We start from the raw sequence: 26031 nt of genomic DNA on the forward strand, positions 1-26031 counted from the left end.
GAAGGAAGTGGGATGACCCAACCCCAGAGACGCCTGCGCGGCAGGCTCGCCCTCGGCGTGGCGCTCACCACGGCGGTGGCCAGCGCCATGCTGACGACGGTCCCGGCCGCCACCGCGGCCCCGACACCTGCCCCCGCCGACGAGGGGCCCAGCATCGGCAAGCACGACCTCGAACTGCTGACCAAGGCCGAGCAGGCGGGCGAGAAGACCGTCACGGTCATCATCGCCACCGCCGAGGGCGACCGGGCCAAGCACGCCGACGACCTGGCCAAGGCGGGTGCCAAGGTCGACTTCCGGGACGACAACATCGGCTACGTGCGCGCCGAGGTCCCGGTCGAGAAGGTCCGCGGCATCGCCAAGCTGCCCGGTGTCTCCGCGCTGGACCTCGACGAGAACGTCCCGCTCGACGACCCCCGCCCCGCGGGCGTCGCCGACCCGACGCCGCAGCCCGCCCCCGGGCCGAACACGCCGCGGGTCAACCCCTACATGCCGACCGGCGACACCAACGCCGCCCAGTTCGTCAACGACCACCCCACCTGGGACGGCCGCGGCACGACCGTGGCGATCGTCGACAGCGGCGTGGACCTCGACCACCCGTCGCTCAACAAGACGAGCACCGGCGAGCGCAAGGTCACCGATTGGGTCACCTACACCAACCCCAACTTCACCAACGGGGTCAACGACGACGACGACCCGACCTGGGTCCTCATGTCGACCCCGACCACCGGCCCGGCCAACGGCCTGCCGGGTGAGTCGGGCGAGCTGCGCTACGGCGTGTTCAACGAGCGCGACTCCCGCCTCGGCGGCGAGGTCGGCTCCGACGTCGACCGCGACGGCAACCCCGCGGGCAGCAGCGGCCTGTTCGGCGTGCTCTGGAACCCCTCGACCGGCACCGTCTGGGTCGACACGAACCAGAACAAGAACTTCGGCGACGACAAGCCGATGACCGACTACAAGGTCAAGTACGACATCGGGACCTTCGGCAAGGACAACCCGGCCACCCCGGTCAAGGAGTCCATGCCGTTCGTCGTGCAGACCGACGTCGCGCACAACGCCGTCAACATCGGCATCGTCTCCGGCGCGCACGGCTCGCACGTGGCGGGCATCGTCGCCGGTAACCGCCTCTTCGGCGGCACGATGAACGGCGCGGCCCCCGGTGCGAAGCTGGTCTCGGTCCGGGTCTGCCTGTTCATCACCGGCTGCACCAACCACGCGCTGCTCGAGGGCATGATCTACGCGGCCCGCGACGCGAACGTCGACGTCATCAACATGTCGATCGGTGGTCTCCCGCCGCTCAACGACGCCAACAACGCCCGCGCGCGCCTCTACGACGAGCTCATCGACACCTACGACGTGCAGATGTTCATCTCGGCGGGCAACTCCGGCGCCGGTGAGAACACCGTCGGCGACCCGTCGGTGGCGACCAAGGTCCTCTCGGTCGGCTCCTACATCACCAAGGAGACCTGGCAGAGCAACTACGGCTCGGACCTGGGCAAGTCGGAGAGCCTGCACGGCTTCTCCTCGCGCGGCCCGCGCGAGGACGGCGGCTTCAAGCCGGACATCGTGGCCCCCGGTTCGGCGATCTCGTCCGTGCCCACCTGGCAGGCGGGCCAGCCGGTCCCCGGCACCTACGCCCTGCCGCCCGGCTACGCGCAGTTCAACGGCACCTCGATGGCGTCCCCGCAGGCCGCCGGTGCCGCAGCGCTGCTGATCAGCGCCGCCCGCGCGAAGAACATCTCGGCGTCGGCCGCGCAGATCCGGACCTCGTTCCGCTCCACCGCCCGGTTCATCCCCACCCTGGGCGCCTACGAGCAGGGCAACGGCCTGATCGACGTCAAGAAGGCGTGGAACACCCTCAAGGACAACCCGAGCCAGACCGAGATCTCGACCTCGGTCCCGGTCAACACCGCGCTGTCGTCGCGGCTGGCGACCCCGGGCGTCGGCGTCGGCATCCACGACCGCGAGGGCGTCAAGGCGGGCGACCGCTACACCCGCACCTACACCTTCACCCGGACCACCGGCCCGAACACCCCGGTGACCTACCAGGCGAAGTGGGTCGGCAACGACGGCACCTTCAGCTCGGCGCCGACGGTGCTGCTGCCGAAGAACAGCGCGGTCAAGTACACCGTGACGATCAACCCGCGCACGACCGGCGTCCACTCGGCGATCCTGAACCTCGACAGCCCGCTCACCTCGGGCATCGAGGCGCAGACGCTGAACACCGTGGTCGCGGCCGAGGACTTCACCGCGGCCAACGGCTTCACCGTCCGCAAGGGCGGCCAGGTCGGCCGCAACGAGGTCGTGTCGTACTTCTACCGCGTCCCCGCGGGCACGTCGGCGTTCAAGGTCGACCTGCAGGGCGGCGGCACCGGCGCGGGCCAGGGCCAGCTGCGCTTCCTGCGCTTCCACCCGTACGGCACCGGCGTCGAGACCAACGCCTCGACCAACTGCTACAACCCGCCGGTCGCCGGGTGCGACGCGGGCAGCCCGACCAGCCGCACCCTGGCCAACCCGGCCCCGGGTGTCTGGGAGATCGTGGTCGAGGCCCGCCGCACCTCCGACGCCGCGTACGCGCCGTTCACCCTGACCGCCCAGGTCCTGGGGGTCAGCGTGAGCCCGAACCCGGACACGATCGACTCGGCGGCGGTCAACACGCCGGTCGCCCGGACCTACGCGCTGAAGAACCAGTTCGGTCCCTTCACCGGCAAGGCCTCGGGCACCGCCCTGGGCAGCGCCAAGAAGGCCGTGCTGACCATCGCCAACGAGGAGAACCAGCAGTACCGCGTCGACGTCCTGCCGGGCACGACCGCGCTGCGGGCCAAGATCGGCCACACCGCCGACGCGGCCGCCGACCTCGACCTCGCCGTCTACAACTGCACCAGCGGCACCTGCCAGCTGGCCGGTCAGCAGGCGGACGGGGACTCCGAGGAGGAGGTGACCGTGGCCAACCCGGCCGCGGGCGTGTGGATCGTGCTGGTCGCCGGGTACTCGGTGCCCGCGGGCACCACGACCTACGACTACCTGGACGTGCTGACCAACCCGGTCTACGGCGCGGTGAACATCACCGACACCAACACGGCACGGGGTGCCGGGGCGCAGTGGAGCGTCAACGGCACCGTCACCGCGACCCGGGCGCCGGGTGCGGGCCGCTCGCTCATCGGCAACGTCGAGGTGCGCAACGACGCCGGTGTGCTGATCGGTAGCGGCGACGTCGAAGTCAAGTCGGTCGCTTGACGGTCATGACCGGCCGGTAATCGGCTCAAGAAGTAGCGGGGACCCGTCTAAACGGCGGGTCCCCGCCCTTTTTGTGCGATCACGCGAACCACATGTCTCTTTCCTGCCAGCCCTTCTGTCCGCACGCCGGCAGCATGGTCGGGTGTTGATCGACCCGGAGCAGGGATACAGAGCGGTCGTCTCCCGCGACGCGCGCTTCGACGGTCAGTTCTTCCTCGCGGTCCGACCAACCGGGCTCTACTGCCGTCCGTCGTGCCCGTCGATCGCGCCGCGCAGGCGGAATGCGGAGTTCTTCGCCACGGCGGCGGCGGCCCAGCAGGCCGGGTACCGCGCGTGCAGGCGCTGCTTGCCCGACATAGTCCCCGGTTCCCCGGAATGGGACGTGCGCGGCGACCTGGCCGGTCGGGCCATGCGCCTGATCATCGACGGCGTCGTGGAACGCGAGGGCGTCCCGGGTCTGGCGCGCCGGGTCGGTTATTCAGAACGCCATCTTACGAGGGTTCTGACGGCCGAACTCGGCGCGGGCCCACTCGCCCTGGCGCGGGCGCACCGCGCGCACACCGCCCGCTTGCTCATCGAAACGACCACGATGTCGGTCGCGGACGTGGCCATCGCCTCCGGTTTCGCCAGTGTCCGCCAGTTCAACGACACGATCCGCGCGGTTTTCGCCACCACACCGTCGGAATTGCGTGTTGCCGCCCAACGAGCCGGCCGGTTGCGCCAGCACGCGGGCCCGGGCCGGGTCCGGCTGCGGTTGCCGGTCCGCACCCCCTTCGACGCCGCGGGCATCCTCGCTTTCCTTGGCGCGCGGGCCATCCCCGGCGTGGAGAGCACCCGCCCCGGGCGGTACTCGCGGACCCTGCGCCTCCCCCACGGCTCGGCGACCGCGCACCTGCGCCCGGCGGGCACGCACGTGGAGTGCACGCTGCGCCTGGCCGACCTCCGCGACCTGAGCACTGCGGTATCCCGACTGCGGCGGCTGTTCGACCTCGACGCGGACCCGGGGGTGATCGACGCCGTGCTGGCGGCCGACCCGGCGCTGACGGCCGCTGTGGCGGCCACGCCGGGCATCCGGGTCCCCGGCAGCGTGGACGGCACGGAAACGGTCGTGCGGGCCCTGCTGGGGCAGCAGGTGAGCGTGTCCGCCGCGCGGACCGCCGCCCGCAAGCTGACCGAGGCGGTGGGCGAGGAGCTGCCCACGCCGGAAGGCGAGCTGACGACCCTGTTCCCGTCGGCGGCGGCGGTGGCCGAACGCGCGTCGGAGATCCTGACCGGCCCGGCCCGGCGAGTGGAAACCATCCGCGCGGTGTGCGCGGGGATAGCGTCGGGGGACATCGAACTCCACGTCGGGGTGGACGCGGAAACGCTGCGCAGCCGACTCCAGTCGTATCCGGGAATCGGCCCCTGGACGGCCGGATACGTGGTGATGCGTTTACTGGGCGATCCGGATGTCCTGCTGCCGCAGGACTTGGCCTTGCGCAACGGCGCCCGGGCCCTGGGACTCCCGTCGAGCACGGAGGCGTTGGCCGAGCACGGCCGGTCCTGGCGGCCGTGGCGTTCGTACGCGGGCATGCACCTGTGGCGCGCGGCAGCCGCCGGAATCACCCTGTAGGCGCACCACGGCGGCGCGGCGTTCGGGTCATCCGTGGCCGAGGAGGCTGTGCCCGCCGTACAGGGTGGCTCCAGCGACACCGATGCCGGCGATGACGGCGGTGGGGACGTTTTGGGAGGCGGCGTAGGTCAGCAGACCGATCACCGAGCCGATGACGATCGCGGCGAGCAGTAGCAGCGCCGTTCTCAAGGAGAACAGCGGTTCGTCGTTGGCGTTGCTGTTGGGACCGTTGCCGTTGCTGGGATTGTTCGCGCCATGGGTGTTGGTGCTCATGGTGGTTCGTTCCTCCGGTGAGCTCCTCGACGTGAGTCGAGTCGGGGCGGGCGTGGGGTGTCGAGGACTCCGGGCGCGGCCTCTACTCGTCGTCGGCTTGCTCGTCGAGTTCGACGGGCTCGCCGAACAGGGCGCGAAGACCGACCAGGTGGCGCAGCTGTGCCAGCGGGTCGGAAGCCAGGGCGCCGTTCTCCCCCATGAACGTCGCGAGGAAACAGTCGCGGTCTTCGGCCGGTACCCGGTATGCGGACAGACGGACGACAACTGCGGAGATCCAGTCCATCGGCAGGAAGCGCAGCACCGGGCGCAGTACGCGGTGCCCCGATTTCTCGACGGCCAGAGGAACCGCCTCCCGCATCGGCGGGGCACTTGTACCTGCCTGCGCGAGCGACATCGGCCCGTTTCGACGAAACCCCCCGTCGAAGAACGACAAGCGCTCGCCGTCGGGGGAACTCACGATCGGAATCATGTCTCCAGCATGTGAAGTGTGCTCGTAGCTGAGGAAGGCGACTGGCCGGGGTCGTTCAGCGTTAGCCGGGCGCGGCTCGTTGGGCTCGTTCACGTGCTGGCCTTTCCGGTTAGCTCGACTGCGCTTCAGCGAGCAGGCGGGTTCGAAGTTCGGCCTGCCGGTCCTCGGTGATCCGCTCCGTCGTCTCGACCGCGAGGCTCGCCTGGGTCAGGCCCTCCGGGGAGAGGCGGAAGAAGCGCCGAGCCCTGCGGCCGACGTTGTCGTGGTTCAGCTCGACCGTGCGGGACCTCAGCCACCCGGCCCGCTCGAGCCGCGCGAGGATCGGGTAGACGGTGCCGCTGAGCAGTCCGGTGGCGGCGATGAGGTCCAAACCGAAGTGCTCTTTGTCCGGATTGGCCAAGAAGATCGCGAGCACGGTCCGGACCTGCGGCGTCATCTTCGGTCGAGGCCCGCCGCTCAAGGGCGAGTACCGATCTAGACCGTCAGCCGCAGGGTGGAACCGGTCCGAGCCTTGACGACGTTGAGCTTGGTCGGGACGCGTTGCCGCAGCTCGTCGACGTGGGAGACCACGCCGACGACGCGGCCGCCGTCGCGGAGGTCGTCGAGGATGCCCATGACCTCGTCGAGGGTGCCCGCGTCGAGGCTGCCGAAGCCCTCATCCACGAAGAGGGTGTCCAGCAGCGCGCCGCCGCCGCTCTCAGCCGCGACCACGTCCGCCAGGCCGAGCGCCAGGGCCAGCGAGGCGATGAAGGACTCGCCGCCGGAGAGGGTCTTGGCCGGGCGGGTCTGGCCGGAGTAGTCGTCCAGGACGTCCAGGCCCAGGCCGCCCCGGGTACCGAAACGGCCCGCCTGCTCGGAGTGCACGAACGAGTAGCGGCCCTGGGACATCCGGCGCAGCCGCAGGCTCGCGGCGGAGGCGACCTCTTCGAGCCGCGCGGCGAGCACGTACGAGCGCAGGGACATCTTGGTCGAGTTCTGGCCCCGGCCGTTGACCACGTCGGTGAGCGCGTCCAGTTCGGCGAACTCGGCTTCCTTCGGTGCCAGGCGCTGCCAGGCGGTCCGCAGCCGGTAGCCCAGGGCACCCACCTGCTCGACCCGCGACGCCGCCGCCCGTGCCGCGGCGACCGCGTCCTCCGCGACTTCCCTGGCCTCGCGGGCCGCCTCGATCCGGGGGGTCAGGTCGACGTCCTCGTTCTCGTCGATGCCGAACAGGTCCGGGTCGGCCAGGGTGGCGCGGTGCTGCTGCTCGGCCTCCTTCGCCTCGGCCAGGCGCTCCCGCAGCTTGGCCACGACGGTCTCGGGGCGGGCCGACGTGTGCGCCTCGGCGAAGTCGGCGAACCCGGCGCCGGACACGGTGTCCGCCAGCGCGTCACCCTGCTCGCGGACGCGTTCGCGCGCGGTCCGGGCGGTCGTGTGGGCCTCGACCAGCGCGTCGACGGCCGCGGCGGTGGCCAGCAGGTGGTGGCGGCGGTCGGCGACGGTCGGGTGGTCGCCGCGGCCCCGCTCGATCTTGTCCGACCGGGTCTGGACGAGCTGCGCCAGCTCGGCGGCCTCGGTGGTCAGCCGGGCGATCTCACGCTCCAGCTTGGCGCTTTCGTCGCGCAGGGCGTCGTGCGCCCGCTCGGCTTCCCGCACGGTCCGCTCGAACCCGACGAACCGCGACGCCAGGCCGTTCGCCGACTCGAAGGCGTCCTCGGACTCGGCGTGCGCCGCCGCGAGGTCGCGGTCGCCCCAGACCGCGAGCCGGTCGACCAGGGTGGTGACGGCCGTGCGCGCTTTCTCCACACGGGACACTGCGATCTCGCGCTCCCGCAATGCTTTCTGCTCAACGGTCTGCGCCGCTCGCTCGTCCGTCGCCGTGGGCCGGTCGGCCACCGCGAACGCGGGCGCGGGGTGTTCGTCGCCGCCGCAGACCGGGCACGGATCACCCGGGACGAGCCCCGCCGCCAGTTCGGCGGCCATGCCGTCCAACCTGGCCTGGCGCAGTCGGAGCACCTCGTCCCGCGCGGCCTGGTGCGCGTCGACGGCGGCCCGGCCGACGTCCTCGGCCATCCGCAACGCGGACTCGGCCTTCGGCAGGTTCGCCTTGTCCGCCAAGGCGGCGGCGAGTTCGGCGCGCCGCTTGCGGAGACCGTCCAGCATGGCGCGCGCGGTGGTCGCGTTGGTCAGGTCCTCACGGGCCCGCGTGAGCCGCGCCGGCATCTGCGCGAGCCGCGCGCCGACCTCGGCCGACCGGGCGCGCACGTCCTCGGCCTGCTCCCCCAGCGCGACCAGGCGCTTGCGGTCCACGCGCTGCTGCTCCGCCTCGGCGACCAGGGCCGCGAGCCCGCCCGCTTCCTCCCGGAGCCCGCCCGCCGCCTCCCGCAGGCGCGGCAGGCCCGCGTCGGCGTCGGCGAACCCGAGCGCGGTCGCCTTGTCCGCCAACGCTTTCACGACGTCGTCCGCCGCGTCCGCCCGGCGTTCCAGGCCCATCAGCGCGTTGGCCGCCTCGACGACCGGCACCGCGCGCTCGGCGGCGGCCAGTTCCTCCGCCCACGCGGCGCGCGCGGTCGTCTGGTGGGCCAGTTCGTTGAGCCCGTTGATCGCCCGCTGCGCGCGGAGCACCCGGGACGCCAGCTCACGACCTTCGGCCAGCGCCTCCTCCGCGCGCTCCCGCCGGGCGGACGCCTGCGCGGCCACCGCGGCGGCCAGCGCGTCCGCTTCCTCGGCGGTCGTCATGATCCCGTCGACCCAGGCCGGGTCCGGCTCGTCGGGCGGCTCGATCCCGGCCGCCTGGGCGAACCGCGCCACCAGCTCGCGGGAGCCAGCGCGCGCGTTGTCCAGCGCCTGCCTGCGTTCGCGGCGCTGTTCCTTGAACCACTGCTCGACGCGCTCGAAGTGCTGGGTGCCGAACAGCTTCTCCAGCAGGTCTTCCCGCTCGCCCGTCGACGAGCGCAAGAACTTCGCGAACTCCCCTTGCGGCAAGAGGACGACTTGGAAGAACTGGTCCTTGGTCATGCCCAAGAGGCGCTCGACCGTGCGCGCGACCTCATCGATGCGGGTGACGCCTTCCGAGCGGTGACCGGACGGGGACGCACCCACCCACACCAAGGATGCCTTGGCGTTTTGCTTCGTTGTGCCGCCACCGCGCCTCTTGGGACGTTCGTACTCGGGGCTGCGGGTGATGCGTAGACGGTGGTGTTGGACTGTCAGCTCAAGAGTGACCTCGGTGTGCGTATCCGGGTCCGCGTAGTCGCACCGCAACCTCTTGGCGTCCGCGCGCGCACCGGGCACGGCGCCGAAGAGAGCGAAGGCGACCGCGTCGAGCAAGGTTGTCTTACCGGCGCCGGTATCCCCGTGGAGGAGGAAAAGCCCTTCGGCGCCCAAGAGGTCGAAGTCGACGGTTTCCTTGTTCGCGAAAGGTCCGAACGCGCTCAGCTCCAGGCTGTGCAGCCTCACTCGGGCTCCTTCCCGGCGACGGCGGCCAGCGCCTCCCGCAGCAGGTCCCGCTCGGCCTCGCTCGGCGGGCTGTTGCGGGTGTGGTCGACGAAGCAGCAGGCGATTTCCTCGTCCGAGCGGCCCTTGACCGTCTCGGTGTAGCGGTGCTCGGTCGGGCGCCCACCCTCGGGTTTCCAGTCCAGGTGCAGGGCGTGCGGGAAGCGGTCGCGCAGCCTGCGCATGGCGTCGAGGGGGCGGACCCGGTCGGTCAGCTCGACGGTCAGGAACTTGTCGACCTCGGGTTCGTGGGCCGGGTCGCGCAGCAGGTCGTCGAGGTCGCCGCGCAGGGAGCCCAGGGCGCGCGGGACGGGGAGTTCGCGTCGTTCGACGCCCGCGAGGCCGCGCGCGTCGAGGTCGACGAGCCAGACCGACTTGCGGTGGCGCGCCTCGGAGAACGAGTACGCCAGGGGGCTACCGGAGTAGCGCAGGTGCGCGCCGAGCGTCTGCGGGCCGTGCAGGTGGCCGAGCGCGGCGTAGTCGACGCCGTCGAACAGGGCGCTCGGCACGTGCGGGACACCGCCGACGGCGATGGTGCGCTCGGAGTCGCTGGCCTCGCCGCCGATGACGAAGGCGTGCGCGAGGACGACCGACCGGGCGCCCCTGGCCGCGATGTCGGCCTTGACGCGGCGCAGGGCCTCGCCGAGGACGGCGGTGTGGCCGCGCTGGTCGCCGTCGAGGCCGAGGGCGTGCCGGGCGGGTTCCGGCTCGAGGTACGGGATGCCGTAGAAGGCGACCGGGCCGTGCGCGTCGGGGATGAGGACCGGTTCGTGCAGGTCGGCGATGGCGGTGCGCAGGTGCAGGCCGCCCGCGCGGGCGAAGGCGGCGAACGCGCCCAGGCGCGGCGCGGAGTCGTGGTTGCCGGGGGTGATCACGATCTGGGCGCCCGCCCGCGCGATCGCGGCGAGCACGCGGGCGCACGCGTCGACGGCCTCCGCGGAGGGGACGGCGCGGTCGTAGAGGTCGCCCGCGACGACCACCGCGTCGACGCGCTCGTCGGCGACCAGGTCGGCCAGGCCCGTGAGCACCGACTCCTGCTCGGCGAGCAGGTCGCGGCCGTGGAAGGTGCGCCCCACGTGCCAGTCGGAGGTGTGCAGGACCCGCATGGCGCGCCAGGTTATGCCGATCTTGCCCCCGATCGGGGGAGGCTCGCCGCTCGAACGCGCGTTCGACGCTGGTTCTGTCGGGGGAATGCTGTAGAGATCTTCAGTGGGGACTACTCGAGCTAGGGAGGTGTTGGGGTGACCGCCGTGTTGGGCACGGTCGTGGCCGTGCTCGTGCTGCTGCTGGTCGGCGCCGCCGGGCTGTTCTGGCGGCTCTACACCGACGCGGTGCGCCGGGGCGACGCCGCGCGCGCCGAGGTGGCGGCCGAGCGGGCGCGTTCGGACACGCACCAGTTGGCGCTGCGCCGGTACGAGGTGGCGTTCGCGTCGATCAGCGGGCGCGGGGAACTGGGCGAGCAGGTGCTGGTGGAGACCGCGCGCGCCCTGGGCTTGCGCGAGGGCCTGCACTTCACCCTGCAAACCGACGTCGCGGGCGGCGGCGCGGTCCGCCCCGACCTGCTGCTGGTCGTCGACGGCGACCGCCGGGTCCCCGTCGACGCGAAGATGAGCATGGCCTGCTGGGCGGAGGCGATCGAGACCGACGACGCGGAGGAGCGCCTCGACGCGTTGCGGGTGCACGTGCGCAACATCCGCTCGCGCGCGGCGGAGTTGGCGGGCAAGGGCTACCAGCGGTGGGCGGACGCGATCTACGGGACGGTCATGTTCGTCCCGTCGGACGCGGCCGTGGTCGCCGCGCTCGACACGGATCCCGAGCTCCTGCGCTGGCTGCTGGACCGGCGGGTGTTCCTGTGCGGTCCGACGGGCTTCGCCGTGATCGCCGCGGCCGCCCTGTTCGCCGCGACGGAACGCACCATCGAGGCGGACGTCGCCGCCGTCCGCTCCACCGCCGAATCCGCCCACCGGGCCACCTCGTCGGCCATCGACGCCCTCAACCTCACCAGCACCCACCTCCAGCGCTTCCTGTCCGCCCGCAGGCGGGAACTGGACGCGCTGGAGCAGCTGCGCTCCACGATCACCCCCCTCACCAACGCCGCCCCGACCCCCGCGCCCCTCCCCACCCTGCGCGTCGTGGACGAGCCCTCCACCAACGGCCACGCGTTGGGCGGTGAGCCCAGACCGACCTGAACCGACTGCCCTCGGGGTACCCGAAGACGCGGCTGCACGGGCACAGTTGCCCGCCTTTCCGGGCACGGTCCCGACCACCCGGTGTCGTCGTACGGGGCGACCGGCCCGGAGGTTGCTGAGAGCACTGCCACCCGAGATTTCCTTGAGGGTGCCGGTGGTGCGGAAGTGACGCACTAGTAGCCCAACCGGGTGACAAGTCGGACAAAGTGAACACGGAACCGGTGTCTGAGATCACAACAACGGGTGATCCCGGCGATTTGTTGCGGACGACAGTCGTCAGAGGTGTGACGTGACGGACTAACGTGTGCCGGGTGTCCGCGAGCCGTGATCTAGACGATGACCGCGCCGAGCCCGCGTGGGACGAGCGCCCGATCCTCGGTCGGTCGCGGGGCCTGCCGTGGTGGGGCGCGGTGCTGCTCGCCTTCGGCCTCAGCGCGGTCGCCATGGTGGTCGACATCCAGCAGCACAAGAGCCTGCCCGTGCAGGAGCAGAACAACCTGGGCGCGCTCTTCCAGATCACCTTCGTCGTCGCCTGCGTGGCGGCGGTCTGCCTGGTGCGGCGCAGCAGCCTGTTCGCCCCGATGGTTCAACCACCGCTCGTGTTCGCGGTGGTAGCGGTCGTCGGCAAGCTCGCGCTCACCAACACCGGTGGCGGCGGCCTCAGGCAGGTCGTGCTGACCGTCGGGCTGCCCCTCACCAGCAGCTTCCCGGCGATGGCCTGGGGCACCGGCATCTGCGTCGTGCTCGGCGTCGTCCGGCTGTTCACCCAGCGCGACCCGAACCCGCCGACGCGCCCGGCGAGCAGGCGCCCGACGGACGACCGGCCCGCCCGCACCTCCGGCTCGTCGGACCGCCCCGGTTCCGGCCGCAGCGGTGCCGACCGGCCGCGCTCCACCGCCCCCCGCACGGGTTCGGACCGCCCCGGCAACTCCCCGCGCCAGGGCGAGCGGGGTGGATCGGACCGCGCGAGCGACCGCCGCACCGCCACCCCGAGCAGGCGCCCCGCGCCGCGCAGCGCCGACGAGCGCTGAGCGGGTACCCCCGAGAACGACGAAGAGCCCGGTCGGTCAACCGGGCTCCAGCGTCACGGACAAGCAGCGCCACCACAGCGGATTTCTCCACTGTGGACAGTCCTCAGCGAGCGGGCTTCAGGTCCCGCCGCAGCTCGGGCGGCAGCGCGAAGGCCACCTTCTCGTTCGCGGTGGTCACCTCGTCCACATCGGCGTACCCGCGCTCGGCCAGCCACACCAGCAGGTCCATCACCAGGTTGTCCGGCACCGACGCGCCACTGGTGACACCCACGGTCGTCACACCCTCCAACCACGACTCCTGCACCTCGTGCGCGAAGTCGACCAGGTAGGACGCGTTCGCCCCGGCCTGCACCGCGACCTCGACGAGCCGCTTGGAGTTGGACGAGTTCTGCGAGCCGACCACGATGACCAGTTCGCACTGCGGCGCCATGGCTTTCACCGCGACCTGGCGGTTCTGCGTGGCGTAGCAGATGTCGTCGCTCGGCGGGTTCTGCAGGTCGGGGAAGCGCTCGCGCAGCTGGTCGACGCGCTCCATCGTCTCGTCGACCGAGAGGGTGGTCTGCGACAGCCAGATGACCTTGGCCGGGTCGCGCACCACGACCTTGTCCACGTCCTCGGCGGTGTCCACCAGCTGCACGTGGTCGGGCGCCTCCCCCGCGGTCCCCTCGACCTCCTCGTGCCCCTCGTGCCCGATGAGCAGGATGTCGTAGTCCTCCTTGGCGAAGCGCTTGGCTTCGAAGTGGACCTTGGTGACCAGCGGGCAGGTCGCGTCGATCGTGCGCAGGTTGCGGGACGCCGCCTGCTCGTGCACCGCGGGCGAGACGCCGTGCGCGGAGAACACCACCATCGCGCCCTCGGGCACCTCGTCGGCCTCGTCGACGAAGATCGCGCCGCGCTCGCGCAGCGTCTCGACGACGTGGCGGTTGTGGACGATCTCCTTGCGCACGTACACCGGCGCCCCGTAGGTCTCCAGGGCCTTCTCGACGGTGATCACCGCCCGGTCGACACCGGCGCAGTAGCCGCGCGGCTTGGCGAGCAGGACCCGCTTGGTGGGGGCAGTCATGCCCCCAGGGTACGGCGCGCCCCGATGTGGCCCGGGCCTCGCTGTGCAGATCGCCGCGACTCGGGCAGGCTTATCCCCATGAACACTCTCCCCCTGCCGCTGCGCGTCGCGGCCGGGCTGGCCGCCACCGCCGTCGAGCGGGCCCGTGACCTGCCGACACGGCTCGCGGGCCTGCCGGTGACCGTGGTCAGCCAGGCGTTGCAGGCGTCGATGCGGGTGCAACAGCACGTCACCGAGTTGGCCATCAAGGGCGACGAGGTGCTGGCCGCGCTGCGCCCGGTCGAGGAGAAGCCCGAGTGGGCGACCTTCGACGAGGACGTCGACGACACCGAGGGTGCGGACGGGCACTACCGCCCGCCGTTCGACCGGGTCGCGGATGACGCCGACGCCGACGCGGCCGAGTCCGACGACTTCGTCGAGGTCGCGCAGGACGACCCCGCGGCCGTCGAGGAGCTGTGGGACGAGCGCCGCGGCCCGGAGTCGCTGCCGAACTACCACGACCTGTCGCTGGCCCAGTTGCGCGCGCGGCTGCGCGGTTTCACGGTGGAGACGCTGGAGGAACTGCTCGCCCACGAGCGGGCAGGCGAGAACCGGCCGCAGTACGTGACCATGTTGACCCGCCGCATCGCCACCGTCCGCGACGCCGAGGCGAGCGCCACCGAGGAAGTCTGAGAACACCGCACACGTGAGCGCCCCCACCCCAGAAGAGCCCTGGCCGGTCCGCACGGTCGCCCGCAAGATCGCCGACTGGGTCCACCGGCTGGGCACGGTCTGGGTCGAGGGCCAGGTCACCCAGATCTCCGCCCGTCCGGGTACCGGCACGGCGTTCCTCACCCTGCGTGACCCCGCCGCGGACGTGTCGATGACCGTCACCTGCGCCACGCAGATGCTGCGCAGCCACGAGCCGCCGCTGACCGACGGCGCGCGCATCATCGTGCACGCGAAGCCGACCTTCTACCTCAACCGCGGCACGCTCAGCCTGCGCGCCGACGAGATCCGCGCGGTCGGCATCGGCGAACTGCTGGCCCGCATCGAGCGGCTGCGCAAGCTGCTGGCCGCCGAGGGCCTGTTCGACCAGCGGCGCAAGCGCAGGCCGCCGTTCCTGCCGAAGAAGGTCGGGCTGATCACCGGCCGGGCGTCGGCGGCCGAGCGGGACGTGCTGGCCAACGCGAGCGCGCGCTGGCCCGCGGTCGCGTTCCGGGTGGAGAACGTGGCGGTGCAGGGCGCGATGGCCGTACCGCAGATCCTGGACGCGCTGCGGGTGCTCGACCGCGACCCCGAGGTCGAGGTGATCGTCATCGCGCGCGGCGGCGGCAGCGTCGAGGACCTGCTGCCGTTCTCCGACGAGGCGCTGTGCCGGGCGGTGTCCGACTGCCGCACGCCGGTGCTCAGCGCGATCGGCCACGAGCCGGACACCCCGCTGCTCGACCACGTCGCCGACGTGCGGTGTTCCACCCCGACCGACGCGGGCAAGCGGGTGGTGCCGGACGTCGCCGAGGAGTCGGCCCGGGTCCGCCAGCTGCGCGACCGGGCCCGGCGGGCGCTGCACGGATGGGTGGATCGGGAGCTGCGGGTGCTGGCGCAACTGCGCAGCCGACCTGTGCTCTCCGACCCGCTGACCCCGCTGCGCAGGCACGCCGAGCAGGTCGATTCACTCGTTGGGCGGAGTCGGCGGGCGCTGCAGTCGCGGCTCGCGGAGGAGCGGGCGGCGCTGACGGCTACACGTGCCCGCTTGACGACCTTGGGGCCAGCCGCCACTCTTGCCCGAGGGTACGCGGTCGTACAGCACACCGGTGCCGACGGGACTCCCCGGGTTCTCCGCACGATCGAGGACGCGCCGGAGGGCGCCACCGTCCGCATCAGGCTCGCCGACGGCGCCCTGCACGCGGTCGTGACCGGCGACCGGGAAGCGGCAGGCGAAGGGAGGTAGCGGTGCGCACGTATCGTGAACCCACGTTCCTCCCGCTCACACTGTCCACGGTGGGCGCGGTGTGCCAGGCGGCGGAGTCGGCCCGCGCGGTCCAGACCACCGCCCGCCGCGCCGATTCGGCCGCGGCCGAGTGCTGGGCCGCCCTGCTGGCGGGCTGCGACGCGCCCGGCCGCCACCAACTCCCCGGTAGACTGCGCGAACTGTCCGAGGCCACCTCGGCCTACGCCGGGCAGTCCTGGTGGCAAACCGCGGGCGCGTGCCACCGGGGCCGGATCGACCGGGCCCGCGCGCGCATCGAGGAAGCCGTCGCCGAACGCGACGGCGCCGACTTCGCGGAGGCCTTCGTCGGCTACGACCAGGCGGTCGCCACCGCGCTGGCCGGTGCCCACCAGGCCACCCACCGACTGGAGACGCAATCCCGGTGACCGACCCCGGCTACGAACAGGCCCGCGACGAACTGGCGGCCGTGGTCGCCAAACTGGAAGCGGGCGGCCTGTCCCTTGAGGACTCCCTGACCCTGTGGGAACGCGGCGAGACCCTGGCCAAGATCTGCGACCGCCACCTCGCGGGCGCCCGCGAACGCGTCGAGACGGCGCTGGCGGCGGCGGAGGCCGACGACTCCAGGTAGTGACCGGAGTCACATTTCACGCCGGGTGCTGCTGAGCGCACTCCAGGTCATGACGACCTCCGACCCACCCGCCACGGGCCAACCGGTGGCGCTGCTGGTGACCTCGATGCTCGCCGGCCTGGGCACCCTCTTCGCGACCACGGGCTCCGAACGCGTCACCCTCGTCGCCGCACTGGTGGTAGCGGCCATCGTGCTGGTCGCGATGATCACCGGTACGGGCAGTCGCGCGGCGGAGGACGCAGTGGACGGTTTCGACGACTTCTACCTGGCCTGGTGACCCAGGCTCGTCGCCGTCCTGATCGGTCGCGGCCACACTCCGGCGATCGCGGCGGAGGCGGCCGACGACGCCACGGCCGAGCTGTTGACCTCCTGGGACGACGTCGAGCACCCCAAGGCTTGGACGCTGGTGGTCGCGGGTCGGAAAGCGACGCGGCTGACCGGCGAGCCGACCCGCGAGGTGACCGAGTCGGACGCGGTCGCCCCGGAGGGGTCCGGCCTCGTCGACACGCGGCTGGCGGTCCGGGAGGCGGTCGCGGCACTGCCGGACAAGCAGCGCGAGGTCGTGCTTGGACTTGGCCGGTCTCAACCCGGCCGAGATGGCCGAGCACCTGGGGGTGCCGTCGGAGCAGGTGCGCAGCAACCTCCGACACGGACGAAAGCGCTTGCGCCAACTGCTGGGAGACGACCGGTGACCGACGAGACCACACCCACCGAGGTCGTCGCCTGGTTCAACGGCCTGGTCGCAGACCAGTCGGACGCACTCCGGGACCGCCTGGACCTGGTCAAGCTGAGGGCCGCCCGGCGCGCGACCGCCCGGCGGATGCTGACCGCACCGGACGGGCTGCTGTTCCGGCAGGCCATGGCCGAGGTCGCCCGCTTCTTCCGCGACCCGGACCGCGGCGAGGTCACCCTGCGCGGGGTGTGCCACCAGACCGGGGTACCCCTCAACCAGGCCCGGGCCGCGCTCCGGCTGTTCACCGAGTCGGGGATGCTCACGGAGCGGGTGGAACCGAGCGACAGCGCCAACACCCCGGCGCTGCGCTACTACGCGCTCGCCCCCGACGGCGGCGCACTGGCCAGCGAGGTCGTGGCGCAGGCGGCCACGACCGTGTAAGTCACCACCGAACGAATCTCCATCTCGATGATGACCTGCTGGTGGACGCACCGGGTTCCGATTCGCGACGTCCGGTCGTCACCGCGATCGCGCGGTGCCCACACTTCCAGACCTGTCGATACCTCCGACCAGCGGCGTTCGTCGACGAATCACCGTGATCAACAAGGCGCGTCGGCCGCCTTGTTGCCGTGGCGATCGACCTCACCCCGGCACGCGCTCGAACTGCCCGTTCTCCAGCCATGGTGCCGACCGCACCCAGAAGCCCGACCTGACCACCTAGGCCGTGCTGGCCGTCGCCAAGGTGCGGAAGTCGTTCTCCGAGCCGGTACCGGTGATCAACAACCGCACCCCGTCGACGTCCGCCACCCACGCCTTCTCCGCGCGCCGCCCCGGGAACACGGTCCACTGTGTACCCGACACGTCCACCGTCCCCGTGGCCCCCGCGCCCTCGCCCGTCTCGCTGGCCACCAGCGGCATGATGTCCGCGTCCGACTGGCTCAGCTGCATGAACTTCTCCGGCGTCAGCCACCCCGCGCGCACGACCCGCCCGCTCGGCTCGACCTTGCCGCTGGTGAAGCTGTTCCCGCGCCACCCCTCGGGCACCGCGGGCACCCGGACCCGGAACGGCTCCTTCGCCCGACTCAACGAAGCCGCGACGTCGACCTTCGGGGCGGTGGCCGGGTCCGAGACCGGGGTGCCGGGGCTGAACGAGCAGCCGCGGTTCAGGAACAGGATGGCGCCGATGATCACGAGCAGGGCCAACAGGGACAGCAGCATGTCCCGGGGGCCGTGGGTCAGGCGGTTGGAGGCCACCCGGACATGGTCGCAGGCCCCGCCGGGTGACGAGGCGCACGGCCCGCTCCATAGCCAGGTACACACCCTGATCTGGGAGGATGCGGATTGGTCTGCACAGCGCAGGCGCCCCACCGCAAACCGGGAGGCAAACACCCATGAGCACTCCGTCCACCGCCGCGCGACACCGGGAAGCCCCCGACCGCAACCTCGCGCTGGAGCTGGTCCGGGTCACCGAGGCGGCGGCCATGGCCGCGGGCCGGTGGGTCGGTCGCGGGGACAAGAACGGGGGCGACCAGGCGGCCGTCGACGCGATGCGCAAGCTGGTCGGCACGGTCTCCATGCGCGGTGTGGTGGTCATCGGCGAGGGTGAGAAGGACGAGGCGCCGATGCTCTACAACGGTGAGGAGGTCGGCAACGGCGACGGGCCGGACTGCGACGTCGCGGTCGACCCGATCGACGGCACCACGCTGATGTCCAAGGGCATGCCCGGCGCCATCGCGGTGCTGGCGGTGGCCGAGCGGGGCGCGATGTTCGACCCGTCGGCGGTCTTCTACATGGAGAAGCTGGCCGTCGGGCCGGAGGCGGCCGACGTCGTCGACATCACCGCCCCGGTCGCGGAGAACATCCGCCGCGTGGCCAAGGCCAAGAACACCGACGTCTCCGACGTGACGGTGTGCATCCTCGACCGGCCGCGGCACGAGTCGCTGGTCCGCGAGGTCCGCGAGGCGGGCGCGCGCATCCACTTCATCTCCGACGGCGACGTCGCGGGCGCGATCTCCGCCGCCCGCCCGAACACCGGCGTCGACCTGCTGCTCGGCATCGGCGGCACCCCCGAGGGCATCATCGCGGCCTGCGCGCTCAAGTGCATGGGCGGCGCGATCCAGGGCCGCCTGTGGCCCAAGGACGCCGAGGAGCGCGCCAAGGCCATCGCCGCGGGCCACGACCTCGACCGCGTCCTGCACACCGACGACCTGGTGCGCGGCGACAACGTCTTCTTCTGCGCCACCGGCGTCACCGGCGGTGACCTCCTGCGCGGCGTGCACTACCGATCGGGTGGATGCACGACGCAATCCATCGTCATGCGCTCCAAGTCCGGCACGATCCGGATGATCGACGGTTTCCACCGGCTCACCAAGCTGCGGGAGTACTCCTCGGTCGACTTCGACCGCGAAGAGACCGCCGACGGCAACATCCCGCCGCTGCCGTAGTGGCGAACACCCCGGCGCGTCCCCGCGCGGACGCGCCGGGTAACGGGTTGGTTGCGTGGCACAACCCGGGCGGGTGGTGTGACGTCGTTATGCGCGATGGGTCTGGCTTCGGGACCCCTGGGGAAGGCGGGAGCCGCACATGCAGGTGAAGAGGCTGGTGCTGGGCACGGCGGTCGTGGCCGCCGGTGCGCTGCTGGCGGCGTGCGGGACCAGTGAGGGCGCCACCGCCCAGGCCCCGGCCACGACGACAACGGTCACGTCGACAACGACCTCCACCACGACGACCACCCAGACCACCACGACGACAGTCGAGCCGACGACGACCACTACTACGACCACCACCGTCGCGCCCACGACCACTACGACCAAACCGAAGCCGACCACCACCACCACGAAGACCACCACTACGACGCCCAAGCCGACCACCACGACGCCCAAGCCCCCGCCGCCCGCGAAGGCCGAAGGCGCCCCCTGCGCCGCGACGGTGCGCGCGTGCATCGATCTGTCGGCGAACCAGTCGTGGCTGCTGGAGAACGGCAAGGTCGTCTACGGCCCGGTCCCGATCACCTCGGGCCGCCCCGGCCACCGCACCCCGCCGGGCACCTTCAAGGTGGGCTGGAAGGACATCGACCACAAGAGCAGCGAGTTCAACAACGCGCCGATGCCCTACTCGGTCTTCTTCAACGGCGGGATCGCCTTCCACCAGGGCAGCCTGAAGGTCCAGTCGCACGGCTGCATCCACCTGTCGGCGGCGGCCGCGAAGATGTACTTCAACTCCCTCAAGGTCGGCGACACGGTCCAGGTCGTCCCGTAACCACCAAATACTTCCAGGACGGCCCCGCTTTCCGGCGGGGCCGTTTTGCTTTTCACTCAAACGCGAGGTTTGCACCGCACTACGCCACCGGTCGTATCACGCCCGACCCGACGTGCCCAAACATCGCATACCGGTGACAAGCCGTGAGAGCCGACACTCCCGGTCGATGGGCACGGTGTGCGGGTGAAGCTGGTGCGGAACGCGGGCGGGTCGTACACGGCGCGGTTCCTGGACTCCGGTGAGACGTGGGACTACGACGCGTTCGGGTGGCCGTTGAACCGCAAGGACCGCAACGGCAACGCGATCACCGGTGAGGGCGACTGGAGCCGCCCCCGGTCGCTGGCCGATCCGCTGGGGCGCCAGAGGCTGTTCGAGTACGACACGGCCATCCAGCCGGGCGCCGTCACGAAGGTGGTCACGCCCCGGCAGGCGGTGCCGCCGAGACGTCGTTCGCGGAGAACCCGGACGACACGGTGGTGGAGACCGACCCGAACGGCAACCAGGTCACGTACACCTTCGACGCCACTGGCCGCGGACCTGGAGAAGCGCTCCCACAGCAGCCCCAAGCGGCTCCTGACCGAGGTCACCGACGCCAAGGGCGCCAAGACATGGTTCGGCTACGACGGTCCGGGGAACTTGATCACCGTGACCCCGCCCGCCCCGCTCGGCCAGGCCCGCTACGGCTACGACTCCCTGTCGCGGATCACCAGCATCACCGACGGCGCCGGCAAGAAGGTCGACTACACCTACGACAAGGCGGGCAACCTCAAGACCCTGACCGACCCGGCAGGCACCGCGACGTACAACTACGACGCCGCCAACCGCCTCACCTCGCTGGCGGACGCGTTCGGCCAGACCACGACCTTCGCCTACGACAACGCCGACCGCCGCACTACTACTACGTGGCCCGGCGCGGGCACTCAGTCCAACACGTATGACAACGCGGGACGCCTCACCGCGTTGGTGGCCAAGAACACCGGTGGTACCGAGCTGCTGAAGGCGACCTACAGCTACACGGCCGGGACCGCGGACAGCGACCTGTTGCAGTCCAAGACCATCGCCGGGGTCACCACCGACTACACCTACGACACCCAGCGCCACCTCACCAAGGCAGGTACGACCACCTTCGCCGTCGACCGCGCGGACAACATCACCAACCTCGCCGGGACCGCGCACACCGTCAACACCGCCAACCAGCTCACCGGCACCGGGAGCCAGACCTTCGGCTACGACGGCGCCGGGAACCTGACCTCGGTCACCCACCCCGCCACCGCGCACGAGTACTCGACGACCAACCAGCTCGTACGCACGACCACCGGCGGCACCCAGACCTTCGCCGCCACCTACGACACGGTCAACCAGACCCAGCCGCGCACGATCACCGAGTCCGGCACCGACCACGTGTTCACCCACACCGCGCTGGGCACCAGCAGCGTCGTGCGCGGCGGCACCCGGATCAGCGTGTCCCGCGACCCCGACGGCAAGCTGATCACGGAGAAGAGCGGCAACAACCGGTACAACCTGGTGACCGACCACCAGGGCAGCGTCCTGGGCCTGGTCGACACCACCGGCGCGCTCGCCGCCACCTACACCTACACCCCTTACGGCGCCACCCCTGGAATTACCAGCATCTTCGCCAACCACAACCCGTTCCGCTACAACGGCGGCTACACCCTGGCCAGCGGCCAGACGGTGTTCGACTACCGCTACTACACGCCGACCCTCGGCCGGTTCACCAACCCGGACCCGACCGGCCAGGAGCGGAACTCGTACGCCTACGCCGGATCCGACCCCATCAACAACAGCGACCCCACCGGGGCCTACAGCTGGGCCGACTTCGGCCAGGGCGTCGGGGGTTGGGGTGGCGCCGCGATCGGCGCTGCCATCGCGGGAGCGGCGTGCGTGGGAACCGGTGGCGCGGCCTGCCTGATCGGTGGCGTCACCGTGTCCGTCGTCACGGGCGGCACGGGCGCGGTCATCGGCGGCGACTCCGGGAAGGTCCGTGACGCCTTCATCAGCGGCGCGGTCGGCGGCGCGTTGGGCGGCGGGGTCGGCGGCCTGCTGGGCAAGGCGTACCGCAAGCTCAGGCGTTAACGGCGAGACTGTGGGTGGCCCGGTCCGGGCCACCCCCTCCACCTGGAGGAGACGTGGATTCCGCGAAGAACCGCCGCCGGATGATCCGGCTGTCCGTCCTGATGACGGCCGTCGCGGCGGTCGGCAGCGTGTTGCTCTTCACCACCGGCAACCGGATTATCGCAATCATCCTTGTCGTTGTCCTGGCCGCGCTCGCCGTCCCTACCGTCCGCGCGGCCATCCGAATATTCCGCGAATACACCGAGCGGGAATAGCCGTCGACGTTGGGTAAGGAGCACCGTGCGCACTCGGCGAGTCGCTACAAACCCGAAGGTGAGCCGCCCTCCGCCATGCGGAGACGTCGAGAGCCTGGGTCAGCTCCTCTTCGGTCAGCTTCCCCGCGCTCACGTGCCCCCGCTCCTCCACAACCTGTTGTGTCGGAGCGGCCGCGGTGGTCGGCGGGCTGACAGGGGCTGCGGTGCGGGCTTGGTTCCAAGCTGGGCGGCGGCAGCCCGGAGGAAGTCCGGGTCGACGGTCTGATCGGCGTCGGGGGCGGGATTCTCAAGGGCGGGTCGCGACTCCCCGGCTTGATAGGGAAGTTGTTCTGATGAACGATTCAGACGCGCCGCAGCGCGGCCGGAAGTACTACCTCATCGTCTGCCCGCTGTTGCTGGTCGCCACGGTGGTCGGCATCCTCCTCATCGAGCGGGCGCCTTGGCTCCTGATCCTCTCCGGGACGTTCCTGGGTGGGTTCATCGTCGAGGGGTTCGTCGACTGGAAGCGGCACCGGCGGCGCTGACCGCGGGGCGGGTCTGAATCGACCACCGCGAGGGGTGCGGCCACACCGGCCGCCCCCCTCGCCTGGTCAGCCGCCGTTCGCCATGCGGAGACAGAAACCGCTGTAGCACAACCACTTCCGAGCACAGTGTGGACACCGCCGCCCAGGGTCAACCGCATCCCAGTCGGCACTGGTTTGCGGAAGGGAGCTGCTAAATTGCCCGGCTTGACAGGGAAGATTCTCGGATGAGCGACAACGGATGGCCGCCACACGGTTTGCGTTACTATTTCATTGCCTTCACCCTTCTCTTGGTCGCTTCCATTGTTGCTTTTTTTGTTCTTGATCGACCCGCATGGGCGACGGTTACCGTAGGGGCCCTGACGGGCGGATTCATTTTCGATGCGACCATAGACTGGTTTAAGTATCGCAGAGCAAGGCAAAATAACACCGACTAAGAGTCCAGTCCGGCGGCGCGCTCGGTGTCGCCGCGGCGTGATCGTCCACAAGGGGTGGCACGACTCGTCCAGGTCGTGCCGTAACCCCCAAATATTTCGAGGACGGCCCCGCATCCGTGCGGGGCCGTTTTGCTTTTCACACCATCACGCAAACCGCGGTTCGACTGCGGCGGTTCGGGGAACTTGATCACTGCGCCCCGCTGGACCAGACCCACCTCGAGGAGGCGATGTGGATTCCGGCAAGAACCTCCGCCAGATGATCCGGCTGTACACCGCGATGACGGTCGTCGCGGCGATCAGCATCGTACTGATGTTGACCATTGGCACCCGGCTTCTCGCCCTCATCGTTCTCGTTGTCCTGGTCGCACTAGGCATCCCCACCGTCCGAGCAGCCCTCCGCGCAATTCGCGATTTCCACGCCACCCAAGCGGAACCGACCGACTCGACCGAGGGGGCTGCCATACCTGGTCAATCGCGCCGGAAACGGGCCGTCGTGCTGGGAGCCCTCGTCCTGACGGGGATGAGTGCGGGCGCGATCACGGCCTTCTTGGGAGCCCCACGCGGCGTCGCGATCGGCGTCGTGGCCGTGCTCGCCGCGATCACGTCAGGCGTGATCCTCCGCAAAGGGTGGTTGAACAACTCTTGCTGACCCCGACCAAGCAAGAAATCAAAACCCATGACACCCACCAACCACACTCGGCAATTCGTCATCCTCGCCGCAGGGTTCAGCGCCATCTTTGCAGACAAAAAGGCTGAAGGCGCTCTCGAGGGGGTTCTTCGCAGATGACAACCAAATCCATCGTCTTCATCGCGATCTACCTCGTCGTGGCCATCCCGGCGATGACCTTCCTCCACGACAAGGTCCCCGGAATCAGCGGCATATTCGGCGGCTTCACAGCGGGCTGGATCACCCAGTCGCACATCAAACGCAACCAGCGCAAACACCCCACATGCCCTGCCCAACCACCCCAAGGATGAGAGGCCCGCAATGAGTCCACGACTAGACCCGGGCAAGGTAGTGGTTTGGGTGCTCGCCGCGATCGCTGTCACGCTGATCGGCGTCTCGATGGTCTTCACGATCGTCGATGACGCGGATTCGAGCAGGCGGGATTGGACCGGAGCGATAGGTGGCCTGTCGCTTTTCATGGCCGCACAAGCTCACGAAGGCGAAAAGAACCACGCCAAGCGCAAGAACCACTGACCCAAACCGTTGTCGCCAAACGGAAAGGAACACCATGGGCAGGACAGACCCGGACGAGCCGTCGTACTCGTCCTGCTGACGGGCGCACTGCTCCTACTAGCCGGGACGCTCGTGATCACGCTGGGCAACGTCGGGCGCGATCAACCATCTGAGCCACAGGAGACGGTCCGCAACCTCGTCGGCGCCGGGGGAGCGATCATGTTCGGCATGTGGGCGTTCGCCTCCTCCGGCGTGAAGAAGCGCAGGTAGGGTCAGCCACCCTCCGCCATGCGGAGGACGTCGAGGGCCTGGGTGAGTTCCTCCTCGGTCAGTTTCCCCGCGCTCACGTGCCCCCGTTCCTCCACCACCTCCCGAATCGTCTTCCCCTCCTTCAATGACTGCTTCGCGATCGACGCCGCCTCCTCGTACCCCAGGTACTTGTTCAGCGGCGTCACGATCGAAGAAGAAGACTCCGCGTACGCGCGCATCCGGTCTTCGTGCACCGTCAGCCCCTCGACGACCTTCGACGCCAGCAGCCGCGCCACCGCGCCCAGCAACCGACCGGACTCCAGAACATTGCGGGCGATCACCGGCAGCATCACGTTGAGCTGGAAGTTGCCCTGGCTGCCCGCGAACGCCACCGCCGCGTCGTTGCCGATGACCTGTGCCACCACCATCATCGTGGCCTCCGGGATCACCGGGTTGACCTTCCCCGGCATGATCGACGACCCCGGTTGCAGGTCCGGCAACGCCAGCTCCGCCAGCCCCGCGCGCGGACCCGAGCCCAGCCACCGCAGGTCGTTGGCGATCTTGTACAGCGACACGGCCACCGTGCGCAGCTGGCCGGACGCCTCGACGACCGAGTCCTGGGTGGCCTGGGCCTCGAAGTGGTCGCGGGCCTCGGTCAGCGGTAGGCCGGTGATCGACGCCAGCTCGGTGGACACGGCGGCGCCGAAGCCGGGCGGGGCGTTGAGCCCGCTGCCCACCGCCGTTCCCCCGATCGGTAGCTCGCCCAATCGGGGGAGCACCGACCGGAGTCGCTCCACCCCGTAGCGGACCTGGGCGGCCCAGGCGCCCGCTTCCTGCGCGAACGTCACCGGCACGGCGTCCATGAGGTGGGTGCGGCCGGACTTAACCGCCGACGCCCACTCCGGCAGCCGGGCCTCCAGCGCCGAGGCCAGCTGCTCCAGAGCAGGGATCACGTCGGTCACCACGGCCTCGGTGACGGCCAGGTGCAGGGTCGTCGGGAACGTGTCGTTCGACGACTGCGAGGCGTTGACGTGGTCGTTCGGGTGCACGTCCCGCCCCAGCGCCCGGGTGGCGAGGGTGGCGATGACCTCGTTGGCGTTCATGTTCGACGACGTGCCCGACCCGGTCTGGAACACGTCGATCGGGAACTGGTCGTCGTGCGCCCCGTCGGCCACCGCGCCCGCCGCGGCGGCGATGGCGTCGGCGACCTCCGGCGGCAGCACCCCCAACCGGCCGTTGACCCGGGCGGCGGCGGCCTTGAGCAGGCCCAGCGCCCGGATCTGGGCGCGTTCGAGGCCGCGGCCGGAGATGGGGAAGTTCTCGACGGCCCGTTGGGTCTGCGCGCGCCAGAGTGCGTCGGCGGGGACCCGGACCTCGCCCATGGTGTCGTGCTCGATGCGGAAGTCGGCCATATGGCAAGTCTCGCCCCGTGCGCGGACCTGGGCATGGTCAGCTTCCCCAC

At 70.7% G+C, this 26031-nt stretch carries 28 protein-coding genes; 20 read left to right on the forward strand and 8 right to left on the reverse strand.

Features of this window, described 5'->3' with window-relative positions:
• The first annotated feature begins 12 nt into the window (after window positions 1-12).
• Window positions 13-3234 (forward strand): S8 family serine peptidase, encoded by a 3222-nt coding sequence (locus CLV40_RS03870; RefSeq protein ID WP_104477022.1) that lies wholly within the window; start codon window positions 13-15, stop codon window positions 3232-3234.
• 142 nt (window positions 3235-3376) lie between these two features.
• Window positions 3377-4846 carry an AlkA N-terminal domain-containing protein gene (locus CLV40_RS03875; RefSeq protein ID WP_104477024.1) on the forward strand — a complete coding sequence of 490 codons (1470 nt, stop codon included), beginning with the start codon at window positions 3377-3379 and terminating at the stop codon, window positions 4844-4846.
• Between the two features lie 27 nt (window positions 4847-4873).
• On the opposite strand, the gene CLV40_RS03880 is transcribed toward CLV40_RS03875, so the two are convergent.
• The 5 genes from CLV40_RS03880 to CLV40_RS03900 form a co-directional block, all read right to left on the reverse strand.
• Window positions 4874-5119 (reverse strand): hypothetical protein, encoded by a 246-nt coding sequence (locus CLV40_RS03880; protein WP_104477025.1) that lies wholly within the window; start codon window positions 5117-5119, stop codon window positions 4874-4876.
• Window positions 5120-5201: 82 nt separating this feature from the next.
• On the reverse strand, window positions 5202-5588 hold the full coding sequence (locus tag CLV40_RS03885; RefSeq protein ID WP_104477027.1) for a hypothetical protein: 387 nt from the start codon (window positions 5586-5588) through the stop codon (window positions 5202-5204).
• Window positions 5589-5697: 109 nt separating this feature from the next.
• Complete coding sequence (locus CLV40_RS03890; protein ID WP_104477029.1) at window positions 5698-6024, reverse strand: PadR family transcriptional regulator; 327 nt, start codon at window positions 6022-6024, stop codon at window positions 5698-5700.
• Window positions 6025-6062: 38 nt separating this feature from the next.
• Window positions 6063-9026, reverse strand: a complete 2964-nt coding sequence (locus CLV40_RS03895; protein ID WP_104477031.1) for an AAA family ATPase — start codon at window positions 9024-9026, stop codon at window positions 6063-6065.
• Window positions 9023-10168: an exonuclease SbcCD subunit D gene (locus CLV40_RS03900; RefSeq protein WP_104477033.1), complete on the reverse strand. Its 1146-nt coding sequence runs from the start codon at window positions 10166-10168 to the stop codon at window positions 9023-9025. Before CLV40_RS03900 ends, CLV40_RS03895 begins: the two co-directional genes overlap by 4 nt.
• A 135-nt stretch (window positions 10169-10303) precedes the next feature.
• Between CLV40_RS03900 and rmuC the strand changes: the two genes are divergently transcribed.
• Both rmuC and CLV40_RS03910 read left to right on the forward strand, forming a co-directional pair.
• Window positions 10304-11251 (forward strand): DNA recombination protein RmuC, encoded by a 948-nt coding sequence (gene rmuC / locus CLV40_RS03905; protein ID WP_104477034.1) that lies wholly within the window; start codon window positions 10304-10306, stop codon window positions 11249-11251.
• 311 nt (window positions 11252-11562) lie between these two features.
• Window positions 11563-12282 carry a DUF6542 domain-containing protein gene (locus CLV40_RS03910; RefSeq protein ID WP_104477036.1) on the forward strand — a complete coding sequence of 240 codons (720 nt, stop codon included), beginning with the start codon at window positions 11563-11565 and terminating at the stop codon, window positions 12280-12282.
• A 103-nt stretch (window positions 12283-12385) separates the two neighbouring features.
• On the opposite strand, the gene CLV40_RS03915 is transcribed toward CLV40_RS03910, so the two are convergent.
• Window positions 12386-13396 (reverse strand): 4-hydroxy-3-methylbut-2-enyl diphosphate reductase, encoded by a 1011-nt coding sequence (locus CLV40_RS03915; RefSeq protein ID WP_374066425.1) that lies wholly within the window; start codon window positions 13394-13396, stop codon window positions 12386-12388.
• A 27-nt stretch (window positions 13397-13423) separates the two neighbouring features.
• Here CLV40_RS03915 and CLV40_RS03920 point away from each other — a divergent pair, with 27 nt between their 5' ends.
• The 6 genes from CLV40_RS03920 to CLV40_RS03950 all read left to right on the forward strand — a co-directional run bounded on the left by CLV40_RS03920 (window position 13424) and on the right by CLV40_RS03950 (window position 17017).
• Window positions 13424-14017 carry a lipid droplet-associated protein gene (locus CLV40_RS03920; RefSeq protein WP_104477040.1) on the forward strand — a complete coding sequence of 198 codons (594 nt, stop codon included), beginning with the start codon at window positions 13424-13426 and terminating at the stop codon, window positions 14015-14017.
• 13 nt (window positions 14018-14030) lie between these two features.
• A complete protein-coding gene (xseA, locus tag CLV40_RS03925; protein WP_104477041.1) occupies window positions 14031-15275 on the forward strand; it encodes an exodeoxyribonuclease VII large subunit in 1245 nt (414 codons plus the stop codon).
• Between the two features lie 2 nt (window positions 15276-15277).
• A complete protein-coding gene (locus CLV40_RS03930) occupies window positions 15278-15700 on the forward strand; it encodes a sugar ABC transporter substrate-binding protein (RefSeq protein WP_104477043.1) in 423 nt (140 codons plus the stop codon).
• The gene (locus CLV40_RS03935) at window positions 15697-15903 is read left to right on the forward strand and encodes an exodeoxyribonuclease VII small subunit (protein WP_104477044.1); all 207 of its coding nucleotides are present in this window, start codon (window positions 15697-15699) and stop codon (window positions 15901-15903) included. Before CLV40_RS03930 ends, CLV40_RS03935 begins: the two co-directional genes overlap by 4 nt.
• A 49-nt stretch (window positions 15904-15952) precedes the next feature.
• Complete coding sequence (locus tag CLV40_RS03940) at window positions 15953-16180, forward strand: hypothetical protein (protein WP_146107920.1); 228 nt, start codon at window positions 15953-15955, stop codon at window positions 16178-16180.
• 411 nt (window positions 16181-16591) lie between these two features.
• Entirely contained in the window at window positions 16592-17017 is a 426-nt protein-coding gene (locus tag CLV40_RS03950) for a hypothetical protein (RefSeq protein WP_104477049.1), read from the forward strand.
• Between the two features lie 276 nt (window positions 17018-17293).
• Here CLV40_RS03950 and CLV40_RS03955 read toward each other — a convergent pair whose 3' ends face one another.
• Window positions 17294-17830: a DUF4245 domain-containing protein gene (locus CLV40_RS03955; protein WP_104477051.1), complete on the reverse strand. Its 537-nt coding sequence runs from the start codon at window positions 17828-17830 to the stop codon at window positions 17294-17296.
• A 137-nt stretch (window positions 17831-17967) separates the two neighbouring features.
• Between CLV40_RS03955 and glpX the strand changes: the two genes are divergently transcribed.
• From glpX to CLV40_RS37755, 10 genes are all read left to right on the forward strand, one after another.
• The gene (glpX, locus tag CLV40_RS03960) at window positions 17968-19020 is read left to right on the forward strand and encodes a class II fructose-bisphosphatase (protein WP_104477053.1); all 1053 of its coding nucleotides are present in this window, start codon (window positions 17968-17970) and stop codon (window positions 19018-19020) included.
• A gap of 139 nt (window positions 19021-19159) precedes the next feature.
• Window positions 19160-19834 (forward strand): L,D-transpeptidase, encoded by a 675-nt coding sequence (locus CLV40_RS03965; protein WP_104477055.1) that lies wholly within the window; start codon window positions 19160-19162, stop codon window positions 19832-19834.
• A 183-nt stretch (window positions 19835-20017) separates the two neighbouring features.
• Window positions 20018-21928, forward strand: coding sequence for an RHS repeat-associated core domain-containing protein (locus CLV40_RS03970; RefSeq protein WP_181043311.1), 1911 nt, complete (start codon window positions 20018-20020; stop codon window positions 21926-21928).
• A gap of 53 nt (window positions 21929-21981) precedes the next feature.
• Window positions 21982-22182, forward strand: coding sequence for a hypothetical protein (locus CLV40_RS37050; RefSeq protein ID WP_146107921.1), 201 nt, complete (start codon window positions 21982-21984; stop codon window positions 22180-22182).
• A gap of 332 nt (window positions 22183-22514) precedes the next feature.
• The gene (locus tag CLV40_RS03980) at window positions 22515-22706 is read left to right on the forward strand and encodes a hypothetical protein (RefSeq protein ID WP_104477061.1); all 192 of its coding nucleotides are present in this window, start codon (window positions 22515-22517) and stop codon (window positions 22704-22706) included.
• 224 nt (window positions 22707-22930) lie between these two features.
• Window positions 22931-23140, forward strand: coding sequence for a hypothetical protein (locus CLV40_RS37055; protein ID WP_146107922.1), 210 nt, complete (start codon window positions 22931-22933; stop codon window positions 23138-23140).
• 229 nt (window positions 23141-23369) lie between these two features.
• Complete coding sequence (locus tag CLV40_RS03985) at window positions 23370-23789, forward strand: hypothetical protein (protein WP_104477062.1); 420 nt, start codon at window positions 23370-23372, stop codon at window positions 23787-23789.
• Between the two features lie 134 nt (window positions 23790-23923).
• Window positions 23924-24118, forward strand: coding sequence for a hypothetical protein (locus tag CLV40_RS03990; protein ID WP_104477064.1), 195 nt, complete (start codon window positions 23924-23926; stop codon window positions 24116-24118).
• 49 nt (window positions 24119-24167) lie between these two features.
• Window positions 24168-24341 carry a hypothetical protein gene (locus CLV40_RS37750; RefSeq protein ID WP_181043312.1) on the forward strand — a complete coding sequence of 58 codons (174 nt, stop codon included), beginning with the start codon at window positions 24168-24170 and terminating at the stop codon, window positions 24339-24341.
• 111 nt (window positions 24342-24452) lie between these two features.
• Complete coding sequence (locus CLV40_RS37755; protein ID WP_181043313.1) at window positions 24453-24590, forward strand: hypothetical protein; 138 nt, start codon at window positions 24453-24455, stop codon at window positions 24588-24590.
• A 2-nt stretch (window positions 24591-24592) separates the two neighbouring features.
• Here CLV40_RS37755 and CLV40_RS04000 read toward each other — a convergent pair whose 3' ends face one another.
• Entirely contained in the window at window positions 24593-25981 is a 1389-nt protein-coding gene (locus CLV40_RS04000) for a class II fumarate hydratase (RefSeq protein ID WP_104477068.1), read from the reverse strand.
• Window positions 25982-26031: the final 50 nt, after the last annotated feature.

The sequence above is a fragment of the Actinokineospora auranticolor genome, from assembly GCF_002934265.1.
GTDB lineage: Bacteria > Actinomycetota > Actinomycetes > Mycobacteriales > Pseudonocardiaceae > Actinokineospora > Actinokineospora auranticolor.

Excerpts from the sequence above, each read along its gene's own strand:
- glpX (WP_104477053.1), top strand. The coding sequence starts at position 17,968 with ATGAGCACTCCGTCCACCGCCGCGCGACACCGGGAAGCCCCCGACCGC.
- CLV40_RS03900 (WP_104477033.1), bottom strand. The coding sequence starts at position 10,168 with ATGCGGGTCCTGCACACCTCCGACTGGCACGTGGGGCGCACCTTCCAC.
- CLV40_RS03965 (WP_104477055.1), top strand. The coding sequence starts at position 19,160 with ATGCAGGTGAAGAGGCTGGTGCTGGGCACGGCGGTCGTGGCCGCCGGT.
- CLV40_RS03880 (WP_104477025.1), bottom strand. The coding sequence starts at position 5,119 with ATGAGCACCAACACCCATGGCGCGAACAATCCCAGCAACGGCAACGGT.
- CLV40_RS04000 (WP_104477068.1), bottom strand. The coding sequence starts at position 25,981 with ATGGCCGACTTCCGCATCGAGCACGACACCATGGGCGAGGTCCGGGTC.
- CLV40_RS03920 (WP_104477040.1), top strand. The coding sequence starts at position 13,424 with ATGAACACTCTCCCCCTGCCGCTGCGCGTCGCGGCCGGGCTGGCCGCC.
- CLV40_RS03890 (WP_104477029.1), bottom strand. The coding sequence starts at position 6,024 with ATGACGCCGCAGGTCCGGACCGTGCTCGCGATCTTCTTGGCCAATCCG.
- CLV40_RS03990 (WP_104477064.1), top strand. The coding sequence starts at position 23,924 with ATGACAACCAAATCCATCGTCTTCATCGCGATCTACCTCGTCGTGGCC.
- CLV40_RS03980 (WP_104477061.1), top strand. The coding sequence starts at position 22,515 with ATGAACGATTCAGACGCGCCGCAGCGCGGCCGGAAGTACTACCTCATC.
- CLV40_RS03885 (WP_104477027.1), bottom strand. The coding sequence starts at position 5,588 with ATGATTCCGATCGTGAGTTCCCCCGACGGCGAGCGCTTGTCGTTCTTC.
- CLV40_RS37055 (WP_146107922.1), top strand. The coding sequence starts at position 22,931 with ATGAGCGACAACGGATGGCCGCCACACGGTTTGCGTTACTATTTCATT.
- CLV40_RS03940 (WP_146107920.1), top strand. The coding sequence starts at position 15,953 with ATGACGACCTCCGACCCACCCGCCACGGGCCAACCGGTGGCGCTGCTG.
- CLV40_RS03870 (WP_104477022.1), top strand. The coding sequence starts at position 13 with ATGACCCAACCCCAGAGACGCCTGCGCGGCAGGCTCGCCCTCGGCGTG.